The 19,079-nt window shown below is 72.1% G+C and carries 14 protein-coding genes; 7 read left to right on the top strand and 7 right to left on the bottom strand.

The features are described 5' to 3' along the window. Window positions 1–99: 99 nt before the first annotated feature. The gene (locus tag ACFV46_RS33330) at window positions 100–1,581 is read right to left on the bottom strand and encodes a non-reducing end alpha-L-arabinofuranosidase family hydrolase (RefSeq protein ID WP_385500949.1); all 1,482 of its coding nucleotides are present in this window, start codon (window positions 1,579–1,581) and stop codon (window positions 100–102) included. Window positions 1,582–2,232: 651 nt separating this feature from the next. Between ACFV46_RS33330 and ACFV46_RS33325 the strand changes: the two genes are divergently transcribed. Continuing rightward, on the top strand, window positions 2,233–3,663 hold the full coding sequence (locus ACFV46_RS33325) for an endo-1,4-beta-xylanase (RefSeq protein ID WP_385500948.1): 1,431 nt from the start codon (window positions 2,233–2,235) through the stop codon (window positions 3,661–3,663). A gap of 69 nt (window positions 3,664–3,732) precedes the next feature. Here the strand turns inward: ACFV46_RS33325 and ACFV46_RS33320 are convergent, their stop codons facing one another. After that, entirely contained in the window at window positions 3,733–6,318 is a 2,586-nt protein-coding gene (locus tag ACFV46_RS33320; protein ID WP_376727849.1) for a DUF262 domain-containing protein, read from the bottom strand. Window positions 6,319–6,615: 297 nt separating this feature from the next. On the opposite strand from ACFV46_RS33320, the gene panD reads away from it, so the two are divergent. Both panD and ACFV46_RS33310 read left to right on the top strand, forming a co-directional pair. Continuing rightward, on the top strand, window positions 6,616–7,038 hold the full coding sequence (gene panD, locus ACFV46_RS33315) for an aspartate 1-decarboxylase (protein ID WP_062671016.1): 423 nt from the start codon (window positions 6,616–6,618) through the stop codon (window positions 7,036–7,038). Window positions 7,039–7,066: 28 nt separating this feature from the next. Beyond that, window positions 7,067–7,411, top strand: coding sequence for a GNAT family N-acetyltransferase (locus tag ACFV46_RS33310; protein WP_385500946.1), 345 nt, complete (start codon window positions 7,067–7,069; stop codon window positions 7,409–7,411). Between the two features lie 710 nt (window positions 7,412–8,121). Here the strand turns inward: ACFV46_RS33310 and ACFV46_RS33305 are convergent. From ACFV46_RS33305 to gndA, 4 genes are all read right to left on the bottom strand, one after another. Then, a complete protein-coding gene (locus ACFV46_RS33305; RefSeq protein ID WP_385500945.1) occupies window positions 8,122–9,693 on the bottom strand; it encodes an alpha/beta fold hydrolase in 1,572 nt (523 codons plus the stop codon). Further along, window positions 9,690–10,559, bottom strand: coding sequence for an alpha/beta hydrolase (locus tag ACFV46_RS33300; protein ID WP_385500944.1), 870 nt, complete (start codon window positions 10,557–10,559; stop codon window positions 9,690–9,692). Before ACFV46_RS33300 ends, ACFV46_RS33305 begins: the two co-directional genes overlap by 4 nt. 81 nt (window positions 10,560–10,640) lie before the next feature. Continuing rightward, entirely contained in the window at window positions 10,641–11,372 is a 732-nt protein-coding gene (locus ACFV46_RS33295; protein WP_385500943.1) for a hypothetical protein, read from the bottom strand. Window positions 11,373–11,603: 231 nt separating this feature from the next. After that, on the bottom strand, window positions 11,604–13,043 hold the full coding sequence (gndA, locus tag ACFV46_RS33290; protein ID WP_385500942.1) for an NADP-dependent phosphogluconate dehydrogenase: 1,440 nt from the start codon (window positions 13,041–13,043) through the stop codon (window positions 11,604–11,606). Between the two features lie 289 nt (window positions 13,044–13,332). Here gndA and ACFV46_RS33285 point away from each other — a divergent pair, with 289 nt between their 5' ends. Continuing rightward, window positions 13,333–14,535 carry a transglycosylase family protein gene (locus ACFV46_RS33285; protein WP_385500941.1) on the top strand — a complete coding sequence of 401 codons (1,203 nt, stop codon included), beginning with the start codon at window positions 13,333–13,335 and terminating at the stop codon, window positions 14,533–14,535. On the opposite strand, the gene ACFV46_RS33280 is transcribed toward ACFV46_RS33285, so the two are convergent. Then, window positions 14,525–15,568 (bottom strand): DMT family transporter, encoded by a 1,044-nt coding sequence (locus ACFV46_RS33280; protein ID WP_376727844.1) that lies wholly within the window; start codon window positions 15,566–15,568, stop codon window positions 14,525–14,527. The genes ACFV46_RS33285 and ACFV46_RS33280 overlap by 11 nt on opposite strands. 229 nt (window positions 15,569–15,797) lie before the next feature. Between ACFV46_RS33280 and ACFV46_RS33275 the strand changes: the two genes are divergently transcribed. Genes ACFV46_RS33275 through glgC form a run of 3 tightly spaced genes read left to right on the top strand, consistent with a single transcriptional unit; the run spans window position 15,798 to window position 18,979 of the window. Then, window positions 15,798–16,517, top strand: a complete 720-nt coding sequence (locus ACFV46_RS33275; RefSeq protein WP_385500940.1) for a (2Fe-2S)-binding protein — start codon at window positions 15,798–15,800, stop codon at window positions 16,515–16,517. 38 nt (window positions 16,518–16,555) lie between these two features. Beyond that, a complete protein-coding gene (glgA, locus tag ACFV46_RS33270; protein WP_361937083.1) occupies window positions 16,556–17,707 on the top strand; it encodes a glycogen synthase in 1,152 nt (383 codons plus the stop codon). Between the two features lie 51 nt (window positions 17,708–17,758). Next, window positions 17,759–18,979, top strand: a complete 1,221-nt coding sequence (gene glgC, locus ACFV46_RS33265; RefSeq protein WP_361937085.1) for a glucose-1-phosphate adenylyltransferase — start codon at window positions 17,759–17,761, stop codon at window positions 18,977–18,979. Window positions 18,980–19,079: the final 100 nt, after the last annotated feature.

Genomic DNA, 19,079 nt, shown 5'->3' with positions numbered 1-19,079 from the left:
CGGTTCTTGCTCCTCCGCTCCCTGGTCCCACTGGGCGTGCCGCGGGGCCCGCCCTCCTCCCGGACCCGCCGCACCGCCTCCCCCTCGGAGAAGGGCTTCTCAGCGCTGCAGGGTCAGCAGACCCGGGCGGTAGGGCAGCAGGCCGTAGTCACCTCCGGAGTTCGGGCTGCGGCCCTGGTAGAGCAGCTGCAGATTGCAGGGGTCGACGGTCATGGTCTGGTCGGCGCCGGTGCGCAGCAGCTCGCCGTGGCTGATGTCGTTCGTCCAGGTGGCGCCGCTGTTGGCCTTGCCGGCGAAGGGGTTGCTCTCGGTCGCGGCCTGGGGCGTCCAGGTGCCGCCCAGGCTGGTCGCCGTGAACGAGCGGAAGTACCGGCCCTGCGAGCCGATCGCCTCGACGATCATGAGGTAGCGGTTCTGGCCCTGGAGCTTGTACACCTGCGGCGCCTCGAACAGGTTGTTCGTGGAGTCGCTCATGACCACGGTCGAGGTCGAGCCGAAGCTGCCGGGGAAGTTCCCGATGGGCATGCTCGCCCGGTAGATCTTGCCGTTGTCGCCGGCGAAGAACAGGTACATGTTCGTGCCGTCACCGATGAGCGTCTGGTCGATGGGTCCCGTGCCGGAGCCGGAGATGCTCCCGGAGAAGAGCACCTGCTCGGACGACCAGCCGTTGGGGTTGGTGGGATCGCTCGACGTCCGGTACGAGAAGGCGGTGCCGCCCCACTGGTAGGCCAGCACCCAGATGTTCTTCGGCGCGAAGTAGAAGAGGCTGGGGGCGACCGTGGAGCTGTTCATCGCGTTCTGGCTCGCCGAGCCCATCTCCGACCAGGCACCGAACAGACCGAAGTTCATCGAACCCCAGCGGGTCCCGGTGTCGTGCGTGGTCGCGTACACGAGCTGCTTGCCGTTGTAGGGGGCGACGGTGAAGTCCTTCAGCGACACCCATCCCTGCCGGGGCTGGGCCAGTGCGCCGGTCGAGCTCCAGCGGTAGCTCGACGGCAGGTCGCAGGAACCGGGATCGCCCGGATTCCCGCTGTCCGAGCCGACCTTGACGAGCTGCCACTGCTGGTTGGCCCCGCCCCAGTCGTCGTACTGGACGATGTTCGCGTTGTCGGCGGTGGAGGCGCCCTGCACCTCGAGGGCCTTGCCGCTGTGGCGCGAGACGAGGCGTACGTAGCCGTCCGAGCTGTCGGCCAGCCGCCACTGCTGGTTGGTGGCGTTCAGATCGGACCACTGGACGATCGAACCGCCGTTCGCGGTCGACCAGTTGTAGACGTCCAGCACCTTGCCGGAGTGCCGTGACGCGATGCGGTAGGAGCCGTTGCCGGAGTCGATGAACCGCCACTGCTGCTGGCTCTGGTCGTTCCGCGACCACTGGGTGATCCGGGCGCCGTCGTTCGTGGCCAGGTTGTACACGTCCAGCGCCTTGCCGCTGTTGCGGTTGACCAGGACGTACCAGGCGTTCGTGTCGACGGTCGCGGCCTGGGCCGGCTGAGCGCCGAGAAGGGCCGTCAGCAGAAACAAGGGCGCCAGGACGCCGAGCAGGCGTCTCGGGCGCACCGCGGTGGGGGGGCGTGACCACATCGGAGAGCCTCCTTGGGGGGAGTGGGGGTACCGCCGACGAAGCGCCGAACGGTTGTGCGGGAGCGGGTGAACCGTGTCGAAACTTTCGAGCGCTCCTGGGATCTCCGGCGCCACAAGCTAGGAATGGGGAGCTTCGCGGTCAAGGTCTTTCGCCGATCTGGCTGCAAAACGTTCCCGCTTCGGGAGCCCCGACGGCTTCGGTGTGACCGCGATCCGAGATCGCCGCACGCCGCTGAAACATCGGCGGCTTGATGGGAGTTGACTCATCTGAGCTGGGCTTGTGTGAGCCCTGGCCGAACCCTCGCCGCCGGTGGCGCGAAGCTCGTCCACCGCGCGCGCGGGACTGCGGCAGCCGATGGAACCCGGCAACGAAAGTTTCGCGAGACAGTCGGAAAAAATCAGTGCCGTACGGGTTGACGATTCACCGTCAAGCCCTCAATGATCTGTCTGGGAAACCGGCCGAGGTGCGAAATATCGAACCGCCTCGGTTCCGATGTCCTGAGCCGCACCACCGGACCCCCCGCACGGCACACCGTGGACCGCCCCCTGCCGACCGGCCCGAAGCCGCTCCGGCGCCCGCCCCGCACGTCCTTTCCCCGGTTTCCCCTGCTCTTCGGTCGTTCCGTGAGAACCGCTAAGGAGGCACCCCCCATGGGCATCCAAGCCCTTCCCAGAGCCGCCGTCCGTCACAAGCTCCGGACTCCGCTGCTGGCGCTGGCCGCCGGCGTCCTCGGGCTGACGGCCGCACTCGTCCCGCCCACGAACGCGGACGCCGCCGAGAGCACGCTCGGCGCCGCCGCGGCGCAGAGCGGCCGGTACTTCGGCGTCGCCATCGCCTCGGGCAAGCTGGGCGACTCGACGTACACGTCGATCGCGAACCGTGAGTTCAACTCGGTGACGGCCGAGAACGAGATGAAGATCGACGCCACCGAGCCGAACCGGGGGCAGTTCAACTTCTCCTCCGCCGACCGCGTCTACAACTGGGCCGTGCAGAACGGCAAGCAGGTCCGCGGCCACACGCTCGCCTGGCACTCGCAGCAGCCCGGCTGGATGCAGAGCCTCAGCGGCAGCTCGCTGCGGCAGGCCATGATCGACCACATCAACGGTGTGATGTCCCACTACAAGGGCAAGATCGCCCAGTGGGACGTCGTGAACGAGGCGTTCGCCGACGGCAGTTCGGGCGCCCGCCGCGACTCCAACCTCCAGCGCACCGGCAACGACTGGATCGAGGTCGCCTTCCGCACCGCGCGCGCCGCCGACCCGTCCGCCAAGCTCTGCTACAACGACTACAACGTCGAGAACTGGAACTGGGCGAAGACCCAGGCCATGTACAACATGGTCAAGGACTTCAAGTCGCGCGGCGTGCCGATCGACTGCGTCGGCTTCCAGTCGCACTTCAACAGCGGCAGCCCCTACGACAGCAACTTCCGCACCACGCTGCAGAACTTCGCGGCCCTCGGCGTCGACGTCGCCGTCACCGAACTCGACATCCAGGGCGCCTCGTCCTCGACGTACGCCGCCGTGGTCAACGACTGCCTGGCCGTCTCCCGCTGCCTGGGCGTCACCGTCTGGGGCGTGCGCGACAGCGACTCCTGGCGCGCGAGTGACACGCCGCTGCTGTTCAACAACGACGGCAGCAAGAAGGCCGCGTACTCCGCCGTCCTCAACGCCCTGAACGGCGGCACGACCACGCCCCCGCCGACCGGCGACGGCGGCCAGATCAAGGGCGTCGCCTCGGGCCGCTGCCTGGACGTCCCCAACGCCTCCACCACCGACGGCACCGGGGTCCAGCTGTACGACTGCCACTCCAACAGCAACCAGCAGTGGACCGTGACCGACTCCGGTGAGCTGCGGGTCTACGGCAACAAGTGCCTGGACGCCGCCGGCACCGGCAACGGCGCCAAGGTCCAGATCTACAGCTGCTGGGGCGGCGACAACCAGAAGTGGCGCCTGAACTCCGACGGCTCGATCGTCGGCGTCCAGTCGGGCCGCTGCCTGGACGCGGCCGGCAGCGGCAACGGCGCCCAGATCCAGATCTACTCCTGCTCGGGCGGCTCGAACCAGCGCTGGACCCGCACCTGACGCACTCGGCACCCAGCAGGCGGCCCGCGTTCGAATGTCATCGAGCGCGGGCCGCTTGGGTGCTCGGTCTCAGGACGGCCGCCGGCCCTCCCAGCGGTCCCGGAACCACGTCAGCGTCTCTGCCAGCAGCTCGCGGTTTCCCGGCTTCACCAACAGGGACAGTCGAAGATTCGGGCGAAGTTCGAGCTTCCCCTCCGGGATCTCGACACCGTCCAGGGCGTTGAGGCGGCTCAGAAGTTCGACGCGCAACGCACGATCGGTGAAAGGCTCCCTGACGGCCACGTACTGGAACACCACCTCTGCCGTGCCGCCGCGTCCGGCGCCGGGGTAAAGCGTCATCGGCCAGATGCCGCGGCCGGGTCCGCCTGCTTTGCCGAGCATGAGGTACGCGCTCGTGGTGACGTGTCCGGAGCCGTGGCCGATCCAGCCGCCCAGCGACTCCCAGTGGGCGAAGAGGGCGTGCACCGCTTCGACCGTCTCAGGTGAGTCGTCGGCGGCTAGCTGGCGGAAGAACCGTTCGGCGCGGGTCTCCTCGTCCGGCGTACCGACGGTCCCTTGTTGAGCGGTGTCCTCGCCGTCCGCGCGGTCGTCGTCCGTGCCGGCGAGCAACGCGGCGAGGTCGTCGGCAGTGAGCCGCTGGGCGGGGTCCGCGGCCCCGGTGGCCGTGAAGCGGACGCCGTCGGCAGTGAGACGAGCGCGGACGTCGTCGCTTCCCTCCTGTTGGGGTGTGGCCCACCGGAAGCCGTCGGAGACCTTGCCCTCGGAGGTGAGAACCCGGTAGGCGTTCACCACTCCGGGGGTGTTGGCCAGGTGGTTGCCCACGGCTTGGGCACCGGAACCGAGGAACGCGGCTAGGTCGCCGTAGGACGTCCAGGTGCCGCGGGGGAGGGCTGCCAGGACCTGGTGAGCGAGTTGCCAATCGCGGTTGCGTTCCGCACGGCCCACTCCGTGCAACGGGGCCGGCCACAACGCGATGGCATGGTCGGCGAGTTCGTCGGCGCGGGCCAGGATCTCCCGCACGCCCCACCGCTCGGTGGCAGCGATGCGACGGTTCATCTCCAGGTGGCTGCCCCGTAGCAGGTCCTGCTTGCGCTCGAAGGGGTGATTGGACAGTTCCGCGTTGACAGCGGTGAGTGTCAGGTTGCCGAGCGTGTGCTGGAACCGGGCGTGCAACTCCTCCCCGGTCTCGTCCTCCTCGGCCTCTTCGCTCAGAGTGCGAAGCCACTCGTCGCCGGGCGACTGCGGCATGACGTGCTCGATGGTGAGCTGCGCGGTGGCGAAGTCGACCGGCTCGGGGTGTCCGTAGCTCTCCTCCAGCCGCTGCAGTACGAGTTTGCGTTGCTGCCACCGGCCGTACTGGTAGAACGGCGCAGATCTGATCCTCCGGCGCAGCTCGACATCGTCGGGCCAGAAGCGGTTCTCGGAGGAGAGGAGCCGGTGCAGCCCTTCAACCACGGGCATGTCGAGCGGGAGTTGTCCGGGAATAGCCTGGAAGATCCGATTGAGGTTGTTGGTCGGGACTCGACAGATCATCCGGCGGACGAGGAAGCTCTCGATGTACGTCAGGGCACGGGTGGTGTCGGCGGAGTTCAGCTCCCCGCGCTCGCGCCGGTCGAACAGGAGCATCAGTGCGGGATAGGTGACGGCGGACTGCCACCCGTCCAAGCGGCGGAGAGCGTCCCGGACTGCGGGTTCAGGCTCCTCCTCGGGGTGCAGCAATCGACGGAAGTGGGCGCTGCGACGGTGCAGTTCCCTGATGTACGCCTCGATCTCCGCGTCGTCGGCTTTCGTGTCCTCGAAACGCCTCTGCTGGGCGGCATAGAGGTCCTGCCGGCGGACCCGGTCATCTCCGTCTAGTACAAGTTGCAGCCACATGAGCTGTTCGAGCTCGTCGTTGCTCAAGCTCTTCTGCAGCGGGAGCCAGTAAGTCTCGTAGACGTGTTCGCCGCGCGCTCGGAGCTTCATGAAGAGGTAGTTGCGTAGCAAATCCGCCTGGCTCAGCTTGAGGCCGGTGTTGTTGAGCGACTCGAAGATGCGGTGGACGTTGTCACCCCGCTCGGCGGTCACCGCCACCAGCGCGAGCCGGGAGGTGATCGCCTGCTCGATGCGGAACACGTCCTGTGGGGCCGCTGGATCGTCCGCCTCTACCAGCTTTCTGCGGAAGAAGGCGTAGGCGGTTGAGACACCGCTGCCGGTGCCCTGATCGGTAAGAGGCCCGCGGACATGAGCGGCGAACTGCGTCCTGTCCGCCTGGGTCGGCAGCAGACGGAGGTGATCGTTGCCGCTTTTCCACTTGTTGATCAGGTACTGCTCATCGATACGCTGGGCCTCGACGGGTGCGGTGTCCGCGACGTGATCGCGGATGGCAGCCAGGGCCAGGGACAGGGTGGTCAGCCGCTGTTGACCGTCGACGACGAGCCAGCGGGGGAACGTCACGTCGTTCTGCGGTGACGGCGCGAGCACCACCGAGCCGAGGAAGTGGGTGCTCTCCTTCTCGTCGGACGACTCGAGCAGACCCGCCTGTTCCAGGATGTCGCCCCACAGCTGTTTGAGGTGCTTTTCGGTCCAGGAGTACGTCCTTTGATAGAGCGGCACTTGGAATTGCTGAGCGCGGCCCTGCATCAGATCGGCGAACAACGTCTCCTTGGCATGCATACGGCGGCGCCCCCTTGGTCCACGGTCGTTCGCCGCCGATTACACCAGGTCTGTCCGCCATTCGTATCCTTCCCGGCAATATCGCACCTCGGTTGCAGTGCGATGGTAAGTGCGAGGAGGTGTCTGGCCGTGATGTCTCACGCCGAGCGGCTTCTCGCCGAGCTCGGACGAACGACTCGAGACAGAAGCAGGCGATGTTCCTCACAGTCTTCGAGTCCCTCGCACGCTCCGACGGTAGAGTCACGACCGCCTTTGACCTGCACCAGCAGGCAGGGAGCCGACTTCCAGGAGTCCAACGTGCTGCGCACCATGTTCAAGTCCAAGATCCACCGTGCCACCGTCACCCAGGCCGACCTGCACTATGTGGGATCGGTGACCATCGACGCGGATCTGCTCGACGGCGCCGATCTGTATCCCGGCGAGCTCGTGCACATCGTCGACATCACCAACGGCGCCCGGCTCGAGACGTACGTCATCGAGGGGGAGCGCGGGTCCGGTGTCATCGGGATCAACGGGGCCGCCGCCCATCTAGTCCACCCCGGCGACCTGGTGATCATCATCAGTTACGCTCAGATGACCGACGCCGAGGCGCGGGAGTACGAGCCGCGCGTCGTGCACGTGGACGGCGCCAACCGGATCGTCGCCCTCGGCGCCGACCCGTCCGAGCCGGTGCCGGGCTCCGACCAGGAGCGCAGTCCGCAAGCCGTGCCGGTGGCCTGAGTCCCCGGAGCAGGAGCAGGAGCGTGCGATGAGCGACACCGAGATCCGTGACGACCGGGCGGCGGGCCGCCTGGAGGCGGTCCAGGGCGACGAGGTCGTCGGCCACATCGAGTACTTCGTCCTCGACGAACCGTCCCGCGCCCTCGTCCCCGTCCATACGATCGTGGAGCCCGCCCACGAGGGGAAGGGCATTGCCGGCTCCCTCGCTCGCGAGCTGTACCGCACGGCGGAGCGCGAGGGCGTCGTCGTCGCACCGCTCTGCCCGTACGTCGTCAAGTGGGCCGAGCGGCATCCGGACGAGGCCCCGGCGGCCGACCCGCGGCTGCTCGCCGCCGCGAAGGACTGGCTGCGGGCGCATCCCGAGCGGTTCTGACGTCTCCCGGCGTCTGCCGGCGGGTCGTGCGTGGTGCGGGCGGGTGACTGCCCGCGCCCGCCCCGGGTAGGCGGGGCAGTAGTCCAGAGCCGACCTGCGTCGAGTGGCTGGAGGACGCCATGACGAACCCGTATCCGGATCCGGTCCCCGGACCGGCGCCGGACCCGGAGCCGCAGCACCCGGAGCCCCATCCGGTCCCGCCCCCGGAGCCCCCGCCGGCTCCCCAGCCCCCGGCACCCGGGCCGCCGCCGCCCACGCCGGGCCCGCCCCCGGCACCGGACCCGGTACCGCCGGGCCCACCGTCGCCGCCCGACCCCGCGCCGCCGGGCCCACCGTCGCCGCCCGACCCCGTACCGCCGGGGCCCGCCCCCTCGCCGATCCCGCCGGGACCCGAACCGGTGCCGAACCCCGAGCCCGGGCCGCCGCTCAGCTGACCGTCGGCACGGACCCGACGTACGGCACCGATCCCGCCGGGACCGGGACCGGGACCGGCGCCGAGCCCTGAGCCAGAGCCCCCGCTCAGCTGACGGTCGCCCGGACCCGATGTCGCGGTACCGATCCCGCCGGGACCCGAACCGGTGCCGAGCCCCGAGCCCGGGCCGCCGCTGAGCCGACGGTCGGCACGGACCCGATGTACAGCGCCGATCCCGAACCCGTGCCGAACCCCGAGCCCGGCCCCCCGCTCAGCTGACCGCCGGGCCGGGCACGGCCTACGGTGCGATCTCGAACCGCGGCGGGCGTACGGTCGCCAGGCACGACCGGTCCGCCGCGGTCGGGGACCGGAAGAACGACACGGTGATGGACTGCGCGCACGGCGACTCCGCGAAGGCGACGTGGGCGACGTACGGGACCGTGACCACCGTGGACCGGCTCAGCGTCCGGGCCACGTACGCCCCGTTGCTCGCGCCGGTCTGCGCGTCGAAACCGGCCGACATGACGAGCGTCGGGATGGAACTGCGGGTCACGCTCCGGATCGACGGGGGCGCCGGCGGGACCTCCCAGGCCCGGCAGTCGTCGTGCAGGAACGGCAACTGCGGGGCGTTGGCCAGCACCGAGCGCGGGAACGACGGGAACGCGCGCCGCCCGGCGCGGATCACGTCGGCCTCGGTCTCGTACGGTGTCCACTCCCGGCAGAAGACGCCGTAGGCGAGGCCGTGGGCCAGCCGTCCGACGGCCTGCGGACTGAGCTTCCCGCCCGCCCACTGCTCCGCGATCCGCGTCGGGTCGCCGTGGGCCAGCGCGTCGATCGAGCGCGGCACCCCGGCCGCCACATGGGTGGCCGAGGTCAGCCAGTTCACCAGCACGCCGCCGTCCAGGACCACCTTCACCGGGGACGGCCGGTCCGGCACCGTGACCGTCGTCGTGAGCGGGCGGGCCTCCAGTTGGCGCACCAGGCGTTCGAACGTTCCTTGCAGGTCCGGGTACCGGCGGGCGCAGGCCAGCTGCTCGGCGCAGGCGCGGAACAGGCCGTCGAAGCCCTGCCGTGCCGCACTCCAGGTCAGGCTCGCGCCCGCCAGGGAGGGCGGCAGGACGCCGTCGATGCCGACGGACCGCACGCCCTGCGGGTAGCGGCGCATATAGGTGAGCGCGAGGTCGGTGCCGTAGGAGATGCCGAAGACGTTCCACCAGCGCAGGCCCAGCGCGGCCCGCAGGTCCGCGTAGTCGGCGGCGCTCTCGCCGGTGTCGTACGCCGGCAGGTCGGCGCCGAGGCGGGCCAGCCGGTCCCGGCACGCGCGGGTCGCCCGGACGTGCAGCCGCCCGGTCGACGGGGCGCCGTAGACGAGGCCGACCGAGCGGGCGTTGAACTCGTCGATGTTCGGGCAGGTCAGCGCCGGGTTCGCCGAGTAGGTGCCGCGCTGCGACATGAAGACGACGTCCCGGTCGCGGTTGAGGCCGCCGTTCACGGCGAGCTGGGCCTCGGACACCGCGTCGTCGCCGGGGCCGCCCGCGAACCACACGATCGGGTCGGACGCCCGCCGCGCGACCGCCGGGACGATCGCCACCCCGAGCGTGATCCGGCGCCCGCCCGGCCGCGACCGGTTCTCGGGCACCGTCAGTGTGCCGCACCGGGCCCCCTCCAGCGCGGGCACCGGATCGGCGGTCCGGGGGCAGGGGCCCGGCGTGTAGCGGGCGTGCCCGGCGGTGCGGGCGACCGTGCCGAGCGGTGCCGTTCCGCCGCCGTCGGCGTGAGCGGGCGGCACGGCGAGACCGGTGACGAGGACACCGGCGGTGGCGGCGGCGAGGACGGCCGGAAGCCAGGGGTGGGGGAGCGTGGCGGTCATACGGTCTCCGGGCGGGGAGGGGCGGGGGCGGGGGACGACGGGGGCTTCGGTGCGGGCGTGATCGTGAAGGGCTTGGGAGCCAGCCCCGCCACGCAGGTGGTGTCGGGGCCGGTCGGGCGGGTCAGGAAGGACGCCAGGACGCGTTGCGCGCACGGCGACTGCGGTACCACCCAGTGCCCGACGCCGGGGATGCGGACCGTGGTCGAGCGGGACAGGGTGCGGGCCGCGTAGGCGCCCCAGCGGGCCCCGGTCTTCGCGTCGAACGTGCCCGACAGGACCAGCGCCGGTACCGCGCTCGTGGTCGTCAGCCGCTGGACGGCGGTCCGGTCCGGGACGTCCCAGACACGGCACACCTCGTGCTCGAACGGCAGTTGCGGGGCCTGGGCCAGCACACTGTCCGGCCAGCCGGGGAACGCCCGCCGGCCCGCCCGCAGCAGGTCGGCCCGGCTGTGGCCGGGCACCCACTCCGCGCAGGCCACCGACTGGGTCAGCCCGTGCGCGAACTCGCCGAGGACCGGGGTGGCGCCCGCCGCGCGGGCCCGCGCGAACCGCTCCGGGTTCCCATGCGCCAGTTCGTCCAGGGCGGCGGGGACGTCGACGGCAGGGACGGCGTTGGCGACGAGCAGGTTGACCAGCGCGCCCCCGTCGAGGACGACCCGCACCGGCGCACCCCCGGCGGGCGGCTGCGCCATGACGGTGAGGGGGTGCGCCTCCAGCCGTCCGACCTGCCGGTCCAGCGTCCGCCGGAGATCCGGGTAGCGGCGGGCGCACCGGGGCTGGGCCGCGCACGCCGCGAAGACGGTGGTGATGCCCTCATGGGCGCTGTCCCACGTCCAGGGCAGGCTGACGATCCGCGGCGGGACCACGGAGTCGATCGCGACCGAGCGGACACCCCACGGGTGCCGGCGCAGATAGGTGAGGGCGAGATCGGTGCCGTACGAGTAGCCCTAGACGTTCCACCGCTCGATGCCCAGGGCCCGGCGCAGATCGGCGAAGTCGGCGGCGTTCTCGGTGGTGTTGTAGGCGCTCAGGTCGACGCCGGAGGCCGTGAGGCGGTCCCGGCACGCCCGGGTCGCGGCCACCAGGCGCCGCCCCGTCGACGGCGCGTCGTAGCGCAGGCCCACCGCCTCGGCGTAGAAGCGGTCGACCTCCGGGCAGGCCAGGTTCGGGCGGGAGTGGAGGGTGCCGCGCTGAGCCATCACGATCAGGTCGCGGTCCCGGTTCACACCCGAGTCGACGAGGAACGGGATGTCGCTGATCGCGTCGGCCCCCGGGCCGCCCGTCATGAAGACCACCGGGTCGGCGGCGGCACGTCCCGAGGCGGCCGGGACGATCGCCACGGTCAGCCGGACGGTCCGGCCGCCGCGCCGGGCGCGGTTCTCCGGCACCTCCAGATACCCGCATCGGCCGGGCACCGGCTCGGGCGTCGCCGGGCAGGGGCCGGGCACGAAGCGTGCCGGCACCAGCGGCCGCGGTTCGGCGGCGCCGGCCGTGGGGGCGAGGGCGACGAGGAGAGACGCTGCCGCCGTGACGAGGGCCGCCGCGGAGCGCCCCTGCCGTGCGCCTCCCCCGTGCCGGATGTACCGCGCGCCACCTGTGCGCCGGGCCCGGTCGCGCACCGGGGCGCGGCCGTGGACGGGCGGCGGCGGGCGGCCCGTTCCGATGTCCTGTTCCGCCATGTGATCCCGTCTCTGAGACGTCCCGGCCACACCGGCGTCGACATCGCCGTGCGGCACCGCCCGCCCACACGGATCATGGCGGTCTCGGCGTAGGACAGCCTCGGCGGGCGGCCCGGCGCCCACCACCCGGGGACGCCACTCGGGGCAGTCGGGCTCACCCGGACAGCCGTCCGCCCCGCCCCCGGGTCGAGACCGGGGACGGGGCGGACGAGACGGCGGAGGGGGAGACCCCTATGCCGACACCTCCGAGCGGTCCCCGCCCCACAGCGTGTGGAACGAGCCGTCCCGGTCGACCCGGCGGTAGGTGTGGGCGCCGAAGAAGTCCCGCTGCCCCTGGGTGAGCGCGGCCGGCAGCCGCTCCGCGCGCAGCGCGTCGTAGTAGGCGAGGGCCGCCGCGAAGCCCGGCGTCGGCACGCCCTGGCGCGTCGCGGCGATCAGCACCTCGCGCCAGTCGTCCTGCGCGTCGGCGATCTCCTGTGCGAAGGTCTCGTCGGACAGCAGGCTCGGCAGGTCGGGACGGGTGTCGTAGGCGGCCCGGATACGGTCCAGGAACGCCGCGCGGATGATGCAGCCGCCCCGCCAGATCGCCGAGACGGCACCCAGGTCGATGTCCCAGTCGTACTCGGAGCGGGCCGCGTCGATCTCGTGGAAGCCCTGCGTGTACGACACGATCTTCGACGCGTACAGCGCCTGCTCGACCCGGTCGGCGAAGGCCGCGGCCTCCGACTCGCTCAGCGGCGTGGCCTTCGGGCCCGCCAGCCCGCGCGACGCGTCCCGCAGCGCCGCGTGCCCGGACAGCGACCGGGCGAAGACGGCCTCCGCGATGCCGGACACCGGCACCCCGAGGTCGAGCGCGATCTGCACGGTCCAGCGCCCCGTGCCCTTCTGCTCGGCCTGGTCGACGACGACGTCCACGAACGGCTTGCCGGTCGCCGCGTCCACGTGGGACAGCACCTCGGCGGTGATCTCGATGAGGTAGGAGTCCAGCCGGCCCTGGTTCCAGGTGCGGAAGATCTCCGCGATCTGCGCGGGCTCGTACCCGGCGACGTCGCGCAGCAGCTGGTACGCCTCACCGATCAGCTGCATGTCGGCGTACTCGATGCCGTTGTGGACCATCTTCACGAAGTGCCCGGCGCCGTCGGGACCGACATGCGTCACACAGGGCGCCCCGTCCTTCGCCTTGGCGGAGATCTTCTCCAGCATCGGGCCCAGCGAGTCGTACGACTCCTTCGGGCCGCCCGGCATGATGCTCGGCCCGTTGAGGGCGCCCTCCTCACCGCCGGAGACACCCATGCCGACGAAGTGGATGCCCTGCTCCCGCAGGTCCCGCTCACGGCGGCGGGTGTCCGCGAAGTGCGCGTTGCCCCCGTCGATGATCATGTCGCCGGGCTCGAGCAGCGGCGCGAACTCCTGGATCACGGCGTCGGTCGGCTCACCGGCCTTCACCATGATGACGAGCCGCCGCGGGCGCTCCAGCGCCGCCACGAACTCCTTGGCGGTCTCGGCCGCGATGAAGTCGCCCTCACCGCCGAACTCGTCCACCAGGGCCCGGGTGCGCGCGGGCGTACGGTTGTGCACCGCGACCGTGTAGCCGTTGCGGGCGAAGTTGCGGGCGAGGTTGCGGCCCATGACCGCGAGACCCGTGACGCCGATCTGCGCCGAAGTGCTCATGCCGTTGGCTCCTAGTGATCTCGATATGGCAGCGGTGCCACTCACGCCCGCCAGTATTGCCCCTCGTCCATCCTGACGTGCCGGTACGGCGACCGCACATCAGGGTGGCGCGATGTCGCAGGCACATACGCACGGAACGCCCCGGCGCACTCAGCGGCACCGTGCGTTCGTCAAAGTGCGCCCTTTCCGCGCCACTTGGCGCGAACAGGCGGCTGATTTGCCGTCTTGTCATGGCCTGTTCGCGGCGCTTACTTTTGCCCCTCCTGACGCAGTCGAGGGGGGCTCCTCCATGGCCGTACGCGGCCGGCACCGCCGGTACCAGCCGAACAGGATCAACCGCGCCTCGCTCACCGTCACCGCGGGCGGGGCGGGCATCGCGCTCCCGCTGATCGGCACCGGTGTCGCCCAGGCCGCCGACCTGGACACCTGGAACAAGGTCGCCGCCTGCGAGTCCACCGGCCGATGGCACGTCAACACCGGCAACGGCTACTTCGGCGGCCTGCAGTTCGCCCAGTCCACCTGGGAGGCGTACGGCGGCACCCGGTACGCGGCCCGCGCCGATCTGGCCACGAGGGACCAGCAGATCGCCGTGGCCGAGAAGGTGCTCGACGGTCAGGGCCCCGGCGCCTGGCCGGAGTGCTCGGTCCGGGCCGGGCTGACCCGGGGCGGGGGGAGCCCCGGCGTGCACCCGGACTCGGCCACCCCGAGGGCCACCGCGCAAGCCGCTGGGAAGGCCGCCGCGAAGAAGACCTCCGTCCAGGACGTCCAGCCGCAGACCACGCCGCAGTCCCGCGCGGGCAGGGCCGAGATGTACACGGTGGTGCAGGGCGACACGCTGTCCCGGATCGCGGAGGAGCGGAAGGTCCGGGGCGGCTGGCGGGGCCTGTACGCCGCGAACCGCGCGACCGTCGGCGCCGACCCCGACCTGATCCTGCCCGGCCAGCGCCTGGCGCTGCGCGGCAAGGCGGCCGCCCCGGAGGCGCCCGCCCGCAAGGCCGCCCCGAAGACCCCGGCCCGCAAGCCCGCCGAGGCACCGGCGCGGAAGAAGCCGTCCACCGACCGCGGGGAACGCGTCACGAAGAGCGGCGGCTCGCTGGTCGCGCCGGTCGGCGCGAGCACCGGCACGCCCTACCGCAAGGCCGGCTCGTCCTGGTCGAAGGGCTACCACACGGGCGTCGACTTCCCCGTCCCGACCGGCACGTCCGTGCGGTCCGTCGGCGCCGGGACCGTGGTGAGCGCCGGCTGGGAGGGCTCGTTCGGCTACCAGGTGGTCGTCCGGCACGCCGACGGCCGCTACACGCAGTACGCCCATCTGTCCGCGATCTCCGTGAAGGACGGGCAGTCCGTGGGCGCCGGTCAGCGCATCGGGCGCTCCGGGTCCACGGGCAACAGCACGGGCCCGCACCTGCACTTCGAAGTGCGTACGGGCCCGGGCTTCGGCTCGGACGTCGATCCGGTCGCCTATCTGCGGGCGGGCGGCGTCAGGATCTGACGCGCACCCGGTGCCGGTCGACGGTCGGCGGCGGGTCGTAGGGGCCGGGGAACAGGCCGTACAGGCAGACCGGCCGCGGCCCGGCGTCCTCGTCGGCCGTGCGGCCCGCCCGCGCCGGGACGAGCAGGTCCTCCAGCAGGTCGGGGACGACGATCTCCTCGCGCTGCCCCGAGGAGGCCGTCTCCGGCGCCGGGACGGGCGGGGCGGAGGCCAGCCGCTCCGTCGTCAGCAGGATCAGGCCGCCCGCGGCGACCACGCCGCAGCCGAGCGCGAGCACGGTCCCGGTGATGCCGTACCGGAAGGCCTCGCCGAACAGGGTGAGGCCGACGGCGGCCGCCACGACCGGGTTCACCACCGTCAGCGTGGCCAGCGGCGCCGCCAGGCCCGCGCCCCGGTAGGCGGCCTGCGACAGCAGCAGGCCGGCCGTGGCGAAGACCCCGATGGTGCCGAGCGCCGGAAGGTCGCCGAGGGACACCCCGCCGTTCCAGTCGACGGCGACGACCTTGGTGAACACCGAGGACATGCCGAAGGCGATGCCCGACCCGGTCGCGAGCAGCGTGCTGCGCACCGCGGGGTGCCGGTGGGCGGCCCGGCCCGCGACCATCAGCGCCACGACGATCCCGCCGGTCACCAGGGCCACGGCCACCCGCTCGGCCGTGTCCAGCGACTGCGCCGGGGACGCGGCGACCAGGGAGAGCACGCCGGCCAGGCCGACGGTCGCCATCACGGCGCCCCGCCAGGCCGTCGCGCCGGCCCTGCGGCCCACGAAGAGCGCCGCCATCGGCAGCGCGAACACGATCGTCAGCGCGCCGAGGGGCTGCACCAGGCTCAGCGGGCCGTACGCCAGCGCCACCACGTGCAGCAGACCGCCGAGGCCGTTCAGCGCGACCGCGGCCCACCAGCCCGGCCGGCGCATCGGCGCGAACTGCTGCCCGGGGGAGGACACCGCGACGCGCTCCTGCACGATCGCGCCGCCCGCGTAGGCGACGGCCGAGACCAGGGAGAGCAGCACGGACAACGCGAGGGCGCTCATGGGCGGCTCCTCTGCGGAGGGCGGGGGCCGTGACCCCGGCGCGGCGAACGGTCGGCCATCATGACCAACACGATGCCGTGCGCCGCTCTTCCCGTCGTCGTCCCAGAGCACCCACTGTGTCGTACTGCTGATGGAGTACGACGGCCCGGGTGTCATCCTCCGGTCGGGTGTCCGTGTGGGGGACACCCGGAGACGGAGCCCTGAGGAAGGCTTGGTACTACTGCCTCCCGTGGACCTCGACCCCGGCCTCGCCCTGCTCCGCCCGCTCGGCGGCTTCTTCGCCCTGCGCACCTCTGCGGACGCGCCGCGGGCCGGGACGCCCCTGGCCCGGGCGTACGCCGACGGGGACGCCCTGGACCGGCGGGTCCGTCAGGTCGCGCGGGTCCTGCGGACCGGCGAGGACCGGGTCGCCGCGTCCGTCGCCCAGCAGGGCCTGGCCGCCCGCCTCTGGTCGGTCGCCCTGGGCTGCGCCGCCCTCTACGGGGCCGTCCCCGACCTCGATCCGGAACTGCTGCACTGGGACCCCGCCGCCACCGCCCCCGACGACCTGTGGCTCGGCGGGACGCGCGCACGGCCCGCCGACGCGGGGAGCGTCGCCGCCGCCGTCCTGCACGGGCATCTGGAACCCCTCGCCGCCGCCCTGGGCCGACGGCACCGGGTGGCCCGCGGGCTGCTGTGGGGCAACGCCGGATCGGCCCTCGCGGCGACCGCCCGGCAGCTCGACGGCTGGACCCGCGCCCACGGCCGGGCCGACGCGGCCGCCCGCGCCCGCGACCTGACCGCCCGGCTCCTCGCCCACCCCCTCCTCGCCGGCACCGGCACCCTCACCGGGACGGCCTTCCGGCGCCACAGCTGCTGCCTCTACTACCGGGTGCCCGGCGGCGGCCTGTGCGGCGACTGCTGCCTCGCGCGGCCCCCGCGCTCTTCCCCGCACGCCCCATCTGGGTGACCATGGGGACGACCAGCCGCTGAGACAGGGGGTTCCGGGTGCGAGTGGGACTGCTGACCCGGGAGTACCCGCCGGACGTGTACGGCGGCGCGGGCGTCCATGTGGAGTTCCTGGCACGGGAGTTGCGGGAGCTCGTCGACCTCGAGGTGCACTGCTGGGGCGAGGGCCGCACGGTCGGCGTACGACGGCACCGCCCCTGGCCGGCGCTCGACACCGCCAACGACGCGCTGCGCACCTTCTCGGTGGACCTGGCGATGGCCGCAGCCCTCGCCGGCCGCGAACTGATCCACTCCCACACCTGGTACGCCAACCTCGCCGGCCACCTCGGCAAGCTCCAGTACGGCATCCCGCACGTGCTGACCGCGCACTCCCTGGAGCCGCTGCGGCCCTGGAAGGCCGAGCAACTGGGCGGCGGGTACGCCCTGTCGAGCTGGGCGGAGCGCACCGCGGTCGAGTCCGCCGACGCGGTGATCGCCGTCTCCGGCGCCATGCGCGAGGACATCCTCGGCTGCTACCCGGCGCTGGACCCGGACCGCGTCCACGTCGTGCACAACGGCATCGACACCACGCTGTACCGCCCCGACCCGCGCACCGACGTCCTCGCCCGCTTCGGCATCGACGCCGACCGCCCCTATGTGCTGTTCGTCGGCCGCATCACCCGTCAGAAGGGCGTGCCCCATCTGCTGCGGGCGGTACGGCACATCGACCCCGCCGCCCAGGTCGTGCTCTGCGCGGGCGCCCCCGACACCCCGGAGATCGACCGCGAGTTCCGCGACCTGTACGAGGAGCTGAGCCGGGTGCGGGCGGGCGTGCACTGGATCCCGCAGATGCTGCCGCGCCCGGAGGTCATCCAACTCCTCACACACGCGGCGGCGTTCGTCTGCCCCTCGGTGTACGAGCCGCTCGGCATCGTGAACCTGGAGGCGATGGCCTGTGGCACGCCGGTCGTGGCGTCACGGGTCGGCGGCATCCCGGAGGTCGTCGAGGACGGCCGTACGGGTCTGCTGGTCCCGCTGGACGACGACTTCGAGGCGGGCCTCGCCCGGGCCCTGGACGCCGTGGTGGGGGACCCGGAGACGGCCCGGCGGATGGGCGAGGCCGGACGGGAGCGCGCGGTCGGGGAGTTCGGCTGGGACGCGGTGGCCCGCCGCACGGTCCGGCTCTACGGGGAGATCCTGAAACAGGCTTAGCGCGCGCCGCTCCGGGCAGGCTGGGAAGCAACCAGGGGTGAGGGAGCGGCCATGCGTGGTGGTGGACCTTCGGTACTCGGCATAGTTCTGGCGGGCGGGGAGGGCAAACGCCTGATGCCCCTGACCGCCGACCGCGCGAAACCGGCGGTCACCTTCGGCGGCACCTACCGGCTCGTCGACTTCGTCCTGTCCAACCTCGTCAACGCCGGCATCCTGCGGATCTGCGTCCTCACGCAGTACAAGTCGCACTCGCTGGACCGGCACATCACCACGACGTGGCGGATGTCGAGCCTGCTCGGCAACTACGTCACCCCGGTCCCGGCCCAGCAGCGGCTCGGCCCGCGCTGGTACCTGGGCAGCGCCGACGCCATCCTGCAGTCGCTGAACCTGATCCACGACGAACGCCCCGAGTACGTCGCCGTCTTCGGCGCCGACCACGTGTACCGCATGGACCCGCGCCAGATGCTGGAGCAGCACATCGAGAGCGGCGCGGGCGTCACGGTCGCCGGCATCCGGGTGCCGCGCACGGAGTCCTCGGCCTTCGGGGTGATCAGCCCCGGCCCGGACGGGCAGACCGTACGCGGATTCCTGGAGAAGCCCGCCGACCCGCCGGGACTCGCGGACGACCCGGAGCGCGTGTTCGCCTCCATGGGCAACTACGTCTTCACCACCAAGGCGCTCGTCGAGGCGCTCCAGCGGGACGCCGACGACGAGACCTCCGTGCACGACATGGGCGGCTCGATCCTGCCCCAGCTCACCGAGCGGGGCGAGGCGCAGCTGTACGACTTCCAGGCCAACCACGTCCCCGGCGAGACCAGCCGCGACCGCGGGTACTGGCGGGACGTGGGCACCCTGGACGCCTACTACGACGCCCACATGGACCTGATCGCCGAGCGCCCCGCGTTCAACCTCTACAACCGCAGCTGGCCGATCTACACCCACTCGGGCCAGCTCTCCCCGGCCCGGTTCAACGCGGGCGGCATCGCCGGGGAGTCCATCATCAGCGCGGGCTGCCTGATCCGCGGGCAGGTCACCCGGTCGGTGCTGTCGCCGGGTGTGGTGGTCGACCCGGGGGCCGTCGTGCAGGGGTCGGTGCTGCACGACAACGTGCACATCGGGCGGGGCGCGGTGGTGCGCGGCGCGGTCCTCGACAAGAACGTCGACGTGCCGCCGGGCGCCACCATCGGCGTCAACCCCGACCGGGACGTGGAGCTCTACACGGTCTCCCAGGGCGGTGTGATCGCGCTCGGCAAGGGTCAGCGGGTGCCCTAGGGGGTGTCTTGTCGATCAGGCCGGGCTCCCGGCGTCCGGCACCGCGCCTCGCCGCGTTGTCGTCGGTCTCCCCCACGCTCGAACGAGCTCCCGCGGGGGC

This window comes from Streptomyces sp. NPDC059852 (genome assembly GCF_042731455.1).
GTDB lineage: Bacteria > Actinomycetota > Actinomycetes > Streptomycetales > Streptomycetaceae > Streptomyces.
Note: the sequence above shows the minus strand (reverse complement) of the source record. Positions and strands in the feature narration are given on the sequence as shown.

What these genes read in the sequence shown, in the direction of transcription:
- ACFV46_RS33330 (WP_385500949.1), bottom strand. Translation starts at nt 1,581, where the DNA reads ATGTGGTCACGCCCCCCCACCGCGGTGCGCCCGAGACGCCTGCTCGGC.
- ACFV46_RS33325 (WP_385500948.1), top strand. Translation starts at nt 2,233, where the DNA reads ATGGGCATCCAAGCCCTTCCCAGAGCCGCCGTCCGTCACAAGCTCCGG.
- ACFV46_RS33320 (WP_376727849.1), bottom strand. Translation starts at nt 6,318, where the DNA reads ATGCATGCCAAGGAGACGTTGTTCGCCGATCTGATGCAGGGCCGCGCT.
- ACFV46_RS33310 (WP_385500946.1), top strand. Translation starts at nt 7,067, where the DNA reads ATGAGCGACACCGAGATCCGTGACGACCGGGCGGCGGGCCGCCTGGAG.
- ACFV46_RS33305 (WP_385500945.1), bottom strand. Translation starts at nt 9,693, where the DNA reads ATGACCGCCACGCTCCCCCACCCCTGGCTTCCGGCCGTCCTCGCCGCC.
- ACFV46_RS33295 (WP_385500943.1), bottom strand. Translation starts at nt 11,372, where the DNA reads ATGGCGGAACAGGACATCGGAACGGGCCGCCCGCCGCCGCCCGTCCAC.
- gndA (WP_385500942.1), bottom strand. Translation starts at nt 13,043, where the DNA reads ATGAGCACTTCGGCGCAGATCGGCGTCACGGGTCTCGCGGTCATGGGC.
- ACFV46_RS33285 (WP_385500941.1), top strand. Translation starts at nt 13,333, where the DNA reads ATGGCCGTACGCGGCCGGCACCGCCGGTACCAGCCGAACAGGATCAAC.
- ACFV46_RS33280 (WP_376727844.1), bottom strand. Translation starts at nt 15,568, where the DNA reads ATGAGCGCCCTCGCGTTGTCCGTGCTGCTCTCCCTGGTCTCGGCCGTC.
- glgC (WP_361937085.1), top strand. Translation starts at nt 17,759, where the DNA reads ATGCGTGGTGGTGGACCTTCGGTACTCGGCATAGTTCTGGCGGGCGGG.